Below are 10,220 nucleotides of genomic sequence, written 5' to 3'. Positions count from 1 at the left end.
CACAAGGCTTTCGGCGGGCAACGAGAAGGATGCGCTTGCCGAGCTGGCCCTCTTCCGGAGGGACCCAGCCGCCTATGTGGCCCGTGCCCAGGAGGCCAAGGCCGCCGAGGAGACCACACCGGGCAACGCGCCGGTCCTCCTGGACCTTCCCACCGTGGAGAGGTTCCTCGGCTACCTGAAGAGCCAGGGCCGCACCGAGCGGCACCGGAAGAACGTCCTCCACTACCTCGCGCAGTGGGCCGAGGTGCTCTACGGGAAGGACCTGCGGCAGCTCCGTCTCCAGGACCTCAAGCAGGCACTCAACGGCTGGTTCGACGCGGAGGCGGGGGACATCCCGGCCAAGCGGCATCGGATCGCGGCCATCAAGGCGTTCTGCTCCTGGCTCCGCGAGGAGGAGGCGGTGCTCACCACCGCCGAGGACGCCACGCTCGCGCTCAAGGTGCCACCGGCCCGGCCCGAGAAGGCCCTCCGCGACAAGGGCTACTCCATGCGCGACGTCGAGCGCATCTACGCCGCCATCAGCGGGTGGGAGTCGGCCAAGTACGGGTGGAAGGGGACGGGCCGCGTCACCGAGGTGCAGTGCGTGCGGGACGTGCTGATGCTCCACGCCAAGTGCGGCATGCACGGCACCGAGATTGACCGGCTCGCTCGCGGCGAGGGGAAGGTGAAGGTGCTGCAAGGGCAGGGCGCCATCGCGGGCACCATCACCTTCATCCACAAGTCGGGGCGGGTCCACGTCCAGTCCGTGGATGCCCAGGCCCTCGCGGCGGCCATGCGCCTCCAGGCCAGGGGCTCGGCTCCGGCGGACTGGTGGATTCGCCAAGTGGTGAAGCGCGCGGCGAAGTCCGTGGGACTGGAGCCGCTGCGCATGGGCGAGCTGCGCCACTCCTTCGTCACCTGGGCCGCCGAGTGTGGAACCGAGGTGCGTCCGGTGGACGGGGGCGTGCCGCTGACGCGCATCGCGGCCACCATCGGGCACCAGTCGGCGGTGACGACCAAGAAGTTCTACGAGGGCGTGAAGGTGCCCCCCATGATTCAGCTCCCCATCCGGCTGGAGCACCCGGAGGATCCCATCTCGCTATTTGAGCGGCAGCTTCGAGATGGCAGCCGCTAGGGCCTTCGCATCCTTGGCCTGGGTCTTCGCCGGAGCTGCCTTCTTCGGACGCTCCGGCGTGGACCCGATTCCTCCTCTTTGCAGCAGCGCCTCCACGGATGCCCGGAGCACCAGGCGTTTCCGGCCGATCTTCGAGGCCACGAGCTGGTCATGACTCAGAAGCTCATAGACCTTGGTAGTCCCACACCCGAGCAGGGCCGCCGCCTCCTTCACGGTACAGGTCAGGCCCGGCCCGCTGCTCGCTGGGGATGGCTCCGGGCCTGGAACGGCCAGTGCGGAAGGTCTGCCTGCAAGGTGGGCAAGAAGCTGGCGTTGCACCTCCACGGCCCGCTCTTGGATGTCGAGCACCGCACCGCACTCAAGACAGGGGTCGTCCAGTTGGGCTTCCGTTGGGAACTTGTACGGCTGCCATCTCCATCGTTCCGTGCATCTTCGGCAGACCCATCCCGTGGGCCGGGATTCCGAGAGGCAGTGCGCCGGGCGCGAGTACACGGACCACCTCCCACGGTCGTCGACTACCCAGACCAAGGGATTTCTGTCGGAGATTCCGGCAGGGCTGATGGGGCATTTGTACTCTGGCGGGAGCACAGGAGGGGGTGGGCTGATGCTCCCCGACTTCCGGCGCTTAAGCTTCTTGGTGACACCGCGCCGATTGGCAGGGGCCAGCTCGTCACCTTGGTCGTCCTGGGTCTGGGTAGCCAGCGAGGAACCGGCCCCCTCTTCATCTGGCAAGAACTTCATCGTCATCCCTCAAGACGGGGGCAGCACACCCCTTGAACTACTCATGCTCCTCCGGAGGTGGGGAGCTTTGGAGCGACACCATGAACCTCAGAACCAAGAACAACCCAGGGGACGAGCCTCCTCTCCATCGCCTGCTGGAACTGCCCACTGGCAGCGTGCTGGATGCCTACCCGCTCATCGGGTACATCGACGGTGGGATCCGGAACATCTCCAACGTCCAGGAGCTCGTCAGGTTTTGCGAGCACGGGTTTGGCACCCACTTCTACAACGCCTTCTGGCAAGAGGCGGCGATCTCCCGGTTCCTGGCCACGCACGACATATCGGATGCGGAGTCCAACTGGCTGGAGAGCCTGGACCTGGGCATCCACCCTCGTCACCCCCTTTTCAACATGCGCCAGTCGCTGGTAGGGGTGGCCGAGCAGAACAGGAGTATTGACGTGAACTCACTCCTGCTCGTCTGGGGAACCCTCTTCACGAAGGGCAAGCCCTTCTTTGAACGGGTGGGGGTGCTCCTTCAGGACTACTCCCTACGGCTGGTGGTGGAGCGTCCGGACCACAACCTCGATCTCCACACCTGCATCCGCTGGTGGGCTCTTGCTTCCGGCGTTCGGCACGCCAGCACGTTGCGAGGCCTGGAGAGGCTGCTCCGGGCCCATACCCACAGCGAGCTCAACGCGCTTCCGGAAAACTTCTTCGCCAAGCTCTCGTATAAGCACATGCGGCTCGCCGAGGACATCGCCCGGGTTCATGGGCCCATGATGGCCTTCTACTTCTTCCGCGCCATGCAGAGGATCCGAGCCTGTATGAAGTGGGTTGCCGAGGATGGGGCCTACCACGTCCGTTGGCGTTCGACCTGGTTGCGTGGGGCCAAGACCAATTCGGACGCCATTCGAGGGGCTTCCACGTACCAGCACCTGTTGAAGCCGCTGCTGCTGGAGCATGTCCTCGAGAAGGTGGCGGGGCACCGCGCAGGGAAGAGGGCGGCTACCTACAGGTTGAAGCTCGTCCTGGAGGATGGCCGCTACGACGAGCAGGAGGCCGCCAAAACCCTCGGGTTGACGTTCACAGGGACGGGGCTGGTGAGGCCGGCAGGGTGATTCCGAGAGCCAAGCGGAGGAGGTCCCTTGAATGTTGTAAGGCTGGGGACTTCTCCTCTGTCGAGGAGCAAGTAGAGGGAGCGGAGGAGAGCCCGTCGAGGGCATCTAGTATGTTGCAGATCCTCCAGTCTTTCCTTGTCGAGGATGTTCTCCTCTCCCTTCTCGGACGAGCCCTTCCAGGGCGCATAGTATGTTGGAATTCCTCTGCCTTCTTCTCAACGAGAGAACCCTCGGCTTTCTCTCGGGTTCTCTTCTACTCCTATAATTGATGTAATTACATGATAATATAGGAGGTAAATGAGGAGAGGGAGGGAACAGCGTCTCCCTCTCTCGAAGAGAAAGAGTCAAAGGATTTACAGGATACTATCTGATCTCGACTGAGCTATCACCTGAAGCAGGAGAGGGGGAGCGTCTCCTGTGAATGAACCTGAAATTGCAAGATAGCATCAGCGTTTAAGTTTCAGGCGGGTAAGTAGTCGAGAGGGGAGAAGGTCCAGGTCTGGTGCAAGGGCGTGAAGTCCCTCTAGCAGGTAGTCCATACGTTTCGAGTGATTGCCGAGGACTTCCCTCTCACGGAGTTCACCCAGTGTTGCCTCGCTGGCCCATGTGTACTCCTGAGCCTTCTCGAAGAAGCGCTTTCCTAGTGCGAAACGCTCCTGAGCTACCGTTTTTTTGAGTTCCCCGAGTAGCTTTTCCGCTTTCTCCATCTCTCCGCCTACGCTGGCCTCTGGGTGGATGATGTCGCTCTCCACATCGCCAATAGCTCCCCGGTACTCGTAGGCGGCGGCGAATACCCGCTTGATGGCTTCGATGTGGGCTCTCGTAATCTCTGTCGCTAGGGCGCTCGTTTGCTTAGTGCGCTCCAGGAAGAGCTGAACGCTCAGGGTAAGGAGGGCGGTGAGCACCGCGGTGACACCCGCAGTCGCCAATGCACTCGTTAGTCCTTCCGACATGATCCCACCCGCCGTGTCGCAGTTCGCAGGCATCAAGGTGCTACGATTTTTCCTTTAAGCCCGGCAGGACGGCAGGTGGGCCGGCAGGCTCATTGTTCGTCTTGCTTGCTGGCAAAAAGTTGTCCTTCCCACAGAAGGAGAATCGGCCGGACAATTCTCGTATGACTGATTCCGTCCGTGCTGCTGTCCAGACTGCCAGGTCTGCAATCAACGAATTCAAGAAGCGTGGTGGTCCGAAAAGCCCCGAGGGGAAGGCGAGGAGTTCGTTCAACTCCTTACGCCACGGTCTGAGCGCTAAGCATCTGCTCCTACCTGGAGAGGATGCCGCCGAGTACGAGGCGCACTTGGACTCGTGGTTCTCCACTCTGGGGCCCACCAGCCTGCCGGAGGCCACCCTGGTGGCGCAGCTCGGGGATACGGCCTGGAAGTTGGAGCGATTGAGCAAGCTGGAGAACGGTCGAAGCCTCGCTCGGCTGGAGGAGTCCCTGGAGAAGACACCCGAGTTCGAGAGGTTCGTCCTCACCCACCGGGCACTCCAGGCTGTGAGCGCCTTCGTGGAGATCGCGGACGCCTGCCCAGTGCCGCAGGATGAGGCGCAGACCGACGCCCTGCTGGCCGCCGTGGAAGGCACCATGAAGATCGTCCACGAGGTGCCGGAACTGCCGGAGGCAGTGATGCAGCCTCTCGCCTTCTCGCTTGGCCATGCCCGGGACACCTCCAAGGATGGACGCATGCTGCCGGATGCCTACCGAGCCCTGGGAGATGCCGCCAAGGTGCTGAAGGGGGCTCTCTCCGCGAAGCTGGCCGAGGACAAGGCCGCGCTGGCTCCGGTGCGCGAGCGCCTGGCCGCCGAGGTGCTGCTGCTGGATGACGCGGACCTGCGGAAACTGGAGCGCCACCGCAAGCTGTTGGAGACCGCCATGCAGCGGCAGCTCGGGCTCCTCGACCAGCTCCGCGTCCAGGTGGCCACCGTGAAGGCCCAGAACCCGGCTGATGCCAGAGAGCTGCGCGTGAAGCTACGGGTAGTGAGGTAGGGTGAAAGGTGGGAGTGACTTCCCTACCAGAGGGAAGTCACTCCCGCAGCGAGTACTCATGCACTCGCGGCTGGCAATCCCAAAATGCCCTCCCCAGAAGCCTTTGACAACCGGCCCTAGAAGCCTTTGACAACCGGCCCTAGAAGCCTTCAACAACCAGCCCTAGAAGCCTTCAACAACCAGCCCTAGAAGCCTTTGACAGCCGCCTTTAGCACTCATCCTTGACGAGTGCTAACTGTCGAGAGATGGCTTGTTGAGCAGAGTCGTTTTAGGAGGATACAATCCGAGCTTCTCCCGTAAAATCCCTATTGGTTTCAGATGTTTGCGGGGCTGGGTTGGCAATGACCTGACTTTACACGTCCTTACGTTTGGGGTCTATGGTCACGCTTTTTTAGCAGTCGAACCCGTTGAGTGCGAATCGGGTGGAGGCGGGTTTAGAGCCCCCCCTGCCCTTTCCCGAGAGCTGCTCTATTCTTCTGCAAGGTCGACGAAGTGGCGGTTGACTGCTGAAGGAGCACTCATGCACTCGCGGCTGGCACCCAGTGTGTGTGTGCTGCCTTCAAGGAAGGAGGTACGCACACATGAGTCTTGAACCCATACTCATTGGATTCATCGCTGGGCTGGTGGGGCGCGACGTCTGGTCGTTGCTCATCGGCCATGGTGGCGGGGACGATGGGAGCGGCGGGAGCCGTTCCAAGCCCCGCAAGCGCCGTTGAAATCGGCGCAAGCCGCTATGCGCCTAGGGCTGCCCTAGGCCCGTAGTTCCCAAGGCCACCGAGCCGCTCCCTCTCGCCACAAGTTCACGAATCTTGTGGGGGGAGGGAGTTTTTATCTCACCAGACAGGCATGACAGGGGCTTGCCTGCCCGGCCTTGCGCAAAGGCTGAAGTGTCGTTGGGGGTGCCGCCGTGCTGAATGGCCACGTTAGTAGCTCCATGGAGGCCCGCTTCCGCAAGCTGGGTCGGACCTTGCCGCCCGGGAGCAACTTCCAGTTCCACGAGACCGAGCTCAACGTGGACGGCTGGGACGGGGTCGTCCTGGATATGCTCTCCATCCCGCAGGGGGCGCCGCACGGCGTCGGAACCAAGTTCATGGCTGAACTGCTGGCGGTCGTCGACGATCTCGGCGTGAAGCTCAGGCTCGAGGCGGATCCGACGCGCAAGCGGGGAGACCCAGATCTCTTCGCCCTGGCGAGGTGGTACTGCCGGTTCGGGTTCGAGATGCGAGGCCTGTCGCTGGAGGGGCGGCTTCATATGAGCCGCGATCCGCAGGAGGGAGGCCGCGACGCGGCGGCGATCCTTGAGGGCTACCGGGAGGCAAGGACGTGCCGGGACCTGACGCGGGAGACATTCGAGGGCCGGATCAACGTGTTTCTCAGCGTGTTTCAGAGAGTGTACGGCGAGGAGTGGGAGCGTCAGTTCAGGGCACGCGGCTTTTGAAGCCCTGACGTGTCGGCCCTGGCGGACGAGCCAGTCCGGGCAGGGGCGCGGCGCGAAGGTGGCGACCAGCCTGCTCCCTCAATCAGGCGAGGAGTCGGGGCCGGAGGAGGAGAGCCCGTCCTTGGCGGCGACGGTGAAGGAGCTGAAGAAGAGGCGCTGTCCCCGAGCGGGTGGGCGCGTGGCGGGCTGTGGGCCTCCACGAGCTACACCAGCGGTTGGATTGGGGACGACAAGAAGGTCCAGGAGCTTCTGGCGAAGTTCGGTCCTGGCCCAGCCAGTGGGGCGACGGAGTAGGGCAGTGGCGGGCTGATGTTCGTTCTGACAGCTCTCCCGGACCTCCTCGCCCTGGCTCGCTAATCGGTAGGGCTATCGAATCCGGGTGAGCCCCCCTGGGAAGGGGGGACAGGGGTTCCCTTGTCGTAGGTCCACCTGCAAGCCCCCCGGCCTTCTTCGAGCCTCCGGGGGATGGGGGCTCTCAAGATTTTTTTGGGGGGATTCTCAGCGGGCTGCTCCCGGTATGCGGTCCCTGACGAGCTTCGCCCATGGGTTACTGATGGCCGTACCCTGTGTTCGCCCTCTCGCTCCTCGCGCACGAGGGGTGGAGTGCCTCCCGGCACTTCAAATCTTCGTGGGGCACTTCGGGAAGTGTCCGGCTTGCAGCTCTCGGGTCACCTAATCACCAGCACTGTCGGGATCGTCGGGGCGCTTCGCTCGAATCCAGAACACTTTATCAGGGGTTACGCCTGCGCGTTTCAGTCCCACGTAGGTGAGCTGTCCAGCGGTGTTCTCGCCCGCGTACAGCTTGCCTTCCGGCGTCATTTCGAACCCAATCGTGGGAATCAGGAACTCCCACACGTTCGGCTCATCCAGGCGTGGACCGACCAATCCCAGTTCTTGGAGGTGCAGCAACTCGCGCCGCATTTCCTGCTGTGACGGTGTCCGGCCCTCGAAAATGCGGTCATCGAGAGACCCCATCGTGCTGATGAACACGATGGCGTGCATCTGGTTCTCGGAAATCTCCGCAGGTTCGAGGGGCATGTCCAGCGCCGCCGAGGCTGCTCGCGGAATGTCGGTGAGCACCTGATACTCCCATCTGGCCCCAGGAATAAACCGCGTCGCCACGAGCGGATTCCAGGACTCCTGCCCTCGATCAGGAGAAAAGAAGTAGGGTTCGACTAGCCCGCGGGCGTGGAGTCGGCACCAGATTTGATCGAGCAGGACGGTCGCCGTAGAACGGTTGCCGGTTGTCGCCAACAGATACATGGAGCCTGTGCTCGGATCTCTCGGGAGATACCACGGATGCCCCGTCGTCTTGGCCATTGCCACGTACTGGTTGACAACGAGGTTAGGTAGCCGCACCGGAGTGAACGAGCGGTCCTGCTGGTGGTCGCTCAGCATGCTGATGACTCCGTCTCGCAGCCCCTTCTCGGACCGAAACCCGTGGTGCCCGAACGCAATCCGAAGAGGGAGAGCGGCATCGTGCTCCAGCACGTTGTAGAGAGCCCGCATCTCCTCTGACACGAACTCCTCCGATGGCGGCAGCGGGTGCTGCAAGATGCGCCGGAAGCAGTTCTTGAGGGTGTCCCCAAACGGCCACGCTGGTTGCCAGTCGAGGTCGAGGACGCTCCCGAGTGATGTAACCGCTTCGAGAATTCCCTTTTGATGAAGTGTCTTCTTGATTTCGAGAACCGCGACGACATCATCGCATTCGACGATCCTGGCATTGGTGCGTGGAACCTTCTCGCCGGGTCCTGTAACGAGCATGCAATCTTGCTGGCCGCTCAAGTTGCCTTTGCGGTCCCTGATGAAGCCCGCGACTACCTCAAGGCGTGCTTCGGGCGGCACGGACACGGCGAGCGCGTCGCGTGTGAGTTGCTCGTACATGTCGCCGATGGTTGGCCCATGTGTAATCGGGCTCGCGTCGAGGAGTCGTCTCTCGGAGGCGAGGAAGTTGTCCATCATGTCACCGACGGTTCGGATCATCGACTCACCCCACTACGTGAAGAACAGGGCCCAGCGTCAGCCGTTCGGTACGAGGTCACGTCCGGATGCTCTCTAAGCAAGCTCTCTACCTTGAGAACACGAATCCGAGGTGGGCACCGAGGAAGAGACATAAAGGAAGAGGGCGAACTCCCATCGTGGACTGGAAGTTCGCCCCCTCTACCGCTACTGCGCGTACCGCTGCCTACTCAGTGCGTGGGCCAGCACCGTGAGGATGGCGGCGGCCACGTCCCGCGCGAGGGGTGAGCGCAGCACCTTTCCTAGCCAGTTCATGGGACACCTCCTCTCCCCGACTCACGCCGCCAGCCGGAGTTGGGCGGTGTCCGCGATGGCCGCGAGCGCCTGGCGCTTCATGGCGGCGGCCTTACCCATCCAGATGCTCTCCAACCGCATCGTCTCCACTTTCCTGCCCTGGACGGCTCGGGTGTGGCGGTGGTGGTCGGCCCACTCGCTGAACGCCTGGAGGGCCGCCCAGGCGGTGCCCTGGATGTCGCCCTCGATTCCGGTGCCCGTGTGGAACAGCTCCACCACCTTGTTGCGCGCGTTGGTGATGCGTGGGTGCTTGGCCTCGTCGTCGGGCAGCGGCATCACCCGGTTGAGCACGAGTTGGAGCTGGTGCTCGTTGAAGGGCTGAACGGCGAGGTGGTTGGCCAGCTCGCCGAACCGCTCGTAGCCCTCCACGAGGAGTCGGAAGGCTTGGCCCGCTTCCTCCAGCCGGACCTTGGCGCTGGTGGTGTGCGGGATGTGCCACTCGGCCCCGTCCTTCTCCGAGAGGGCAACGCCAAGGGTGTTTTGGCACACCACACGCGTGGCCACGTTCTTGAGGGTGATGGCGGTGGTGCCATCATGGCCGCAGTAGCCCAGCACGTACCGCTTGATGGGGCTCTTGTCGCCCCGGACGAGCAGCGGCTCGGGCAACTCGCCGAGCAGCCACCCGCGCACGCCGTTGCGGCCCAAGGTGCCCGCCGTGTGGAAGATGCAGCGCACTCCGCCTGCCGCTTCCACGAGCGTGCGAGCTACTTCCGCGAACTGCACCACCTCGTAGCCCTTGGAGACGGTGGACAGGTACTCGCCCGTGTCCTCCCGGAAGAGGGCCTTCCTGTCCGGGATGGCCTCCACCATGGGCGGCGAGAAGACGGGCCGCTCCACCGCCGTGTAGAAGCCAGCGGCCTGGACGAGGGTGTCGTAGTCGGCGTTGGCCGGGAGCGCGGTGCCCAACCCGTGCCAGGGCTCCTTTCCGACGTAGACCATCTTGCTGATGTCGTGCGACATGGTGCTCCTTCCCTTCGTTGAAGAAGGCGCACCTCGGGCGCTCGGGCCCGGTCCATGAAAACTCGAGTCCGTCACCTCGCGGTGCGCCGAGCTGGGGTTGTTGGAGGAAGGCGCACTGGCCGGATTGCCAGCGCGTCGGCGGACACGTCTCCGCCACGAGCCTTATGCCGAGGAGCACGCGGCTTTTTGACGGGCCGGACTCACGGCGCTGCCGGTCCGGGCGGAGCTGGTGGTGTGTCCTCCCCCGTGGGCGCCTTCTCCGGCCTCTTCCTCACCGCCCGCCTTGCTTGGGGCTTGCGCTCGGCCGTCTTCCGCATACTCCGAGCGAGAGGAGGGGAAGACCCCGACACCAGCCGCATGTCTCCGTCATCCCCCGGACGGGGCGAGGGGTTGATGGCGTTGTGCGGAGCCCACAGTGTCTCCGCATCCTCCTCGCCCCGGATGACCCGGCCCACATGGCGCAGCCGGGCGTTGACGAGCGCGAGCTGGGCGCTGATGCAGTGGGGGGCCATCCGCTGCGTCTCTTCATCTGGCAGATCGTGGTTGGCGAGCAGCTCGGCCAGGAGCGAG

Annotated in this window: 9 protein-coding genes and 1 pseudogene; 5 read left to right on the top strand and 5 right to left on the bottom strand. The window is 63.5% G+C overall.

Annotated elements, in window-relative coordinates; genetic code table 11:
• A partial coding sequence (locus VF697_RS04575; RefSeq protein ID WP_331092249.1) for a hypothetical protein occupies positions 1–1,114 on the top strand: 1,114 nt, incomplete at its 5' end.
• Here the strand turns inward: VF697_RS04575 and VF697_RS04570 are convergent.
• Positions 1,079–1,462, bottom strand: coding sequence for a helix-turn-helix domain-containing protein (locus tag VF697_RS04570; protein WP_331092248.1), 384 nt, complete (start codon positions 1,460–1,462; stop codon positions 1,079–1,081). The two genes, VF697_RS04575 and VF697_RS04570, sit on opposite strands and share 36 nt — an antisense overlap.
• A 473-nt stretch (positions 1,463–1,935) precedes the next feature.
• Between VF697_RS04570 and VF697_RS04565 the strand changes: the two genes are divergently transcribed.
• Positions 1,936–2,952, top strand: a complete 1,017-nt coding sequence (locus tag VF697_RS04565; protein WP_331092247.1) for a hypothetical protein — start codon at positions 1,936–1,938, stop codon at positions 2,950–2,952.
• A 446-nt stretch (positions 2,953–3,398) separates the two neighbouring features.
• Here the strand turns inward: VF697_RS04565 and VF697_RS04560 are convergent, their stop codons facing one another.
• Positions 3,399–3,857, bottom strand: a complete 459-nt coding sequence (locus tag VF697_RS04560) for a hypothetical protein (protein WP_331092246.1) — start codon at positions 3,855–3,857, stop codon at positions 3,399–3,401.
• Positions 3,858–4,249: 392 nt separating this feature from the next.
• Between VF697_RS04560 and VF697_RS04555 the strand changes: the two genes are divergently transcribed.
• From VF697_RS04555 to VF697_RS04545, 3 genes are all read left to right on the top strand, one after another.
• A complete protein-coding gene (locus tag VF697_RS04555) occupies positions 4,250–4,939 on the top strand; it encodes a hypothetical protein (protein WP_331092245.1) in 690 nt (229 codons plus the stop codon).
• A 581-nt stretch (positions 4,940–5,520) separates the two neighbouring features.
• The gene (locus VF697_RS04550) at positions 5,521–5,655 is read left to right on the top strand and encodes a hypothetical protein (RefSeq protein WP_331092244.1); all 135 of its coding nucleotides are present in this window, start codon (positions 5,521–5,523) and stop codon (positions 5,653–5,655) included.
• Between the two features lie 218 nt (positions 5,656–5,873).
• Positions 5,874–6,377, top strand: coding sequence for a hypothetical protein (locus tag VF697_RS04545; RefSeq protein ID WP_331092243.1), 504 nt, complete (start codon positions 5,874–5,876; stop codon positions 6,375–6,377).
• Positions 6,378–7,049: 672 nt separating this feature from the next.
• Here VF697_RS04545 and VF697_RS04540 read toward each other — a convergent pair.
• The 3 genes and pseudogenes from VF697_RS04540 to VF697_RS04530 all read right to left on the bottom strand — a co-directional run.
• Positions 7,050–8,360, bottom strand: a complete 1,311-nt coding sequence (locus VF697_RS04540; RefSeq protein ID WP_331092242.1) for a DUF6602 domain-containing protein — start codon at positions 8,358–8,360, stop codon at positions 7,050–7,052.
• Between the two features lie 312 nt (positions 8,361–8,672).
• Positions 8,673–9,650: a DUF932 domain-containing protein gene (locus VF697_RS04535; protein WP_331092241.1), complete on the bottom strand. Its 978-nt coding sequence runs from the start codon at positions 9,648–9,650 to the stop codon at positions 8,673–8,675.
• 200 nt (positions 9,651–9,850) lie between these two features.
• Positions 9,851–10,220, bottom strand: a pseudogene (locus tag VF697_RS04530) (hypothetical protein); the annotation flags it as partial.

The sequence above is a fragment of the Archangium sp. genome (assembly GCF_036388035.1).
Classification (GTDB): domain Bacteria; phylum Myxococcota; class Myxococcia; order Myxococcales; family Myxococcaceae; genus Archangium.
This window is presented reverse-complemented; position numbering and strand designations above follow the sequence as displayed.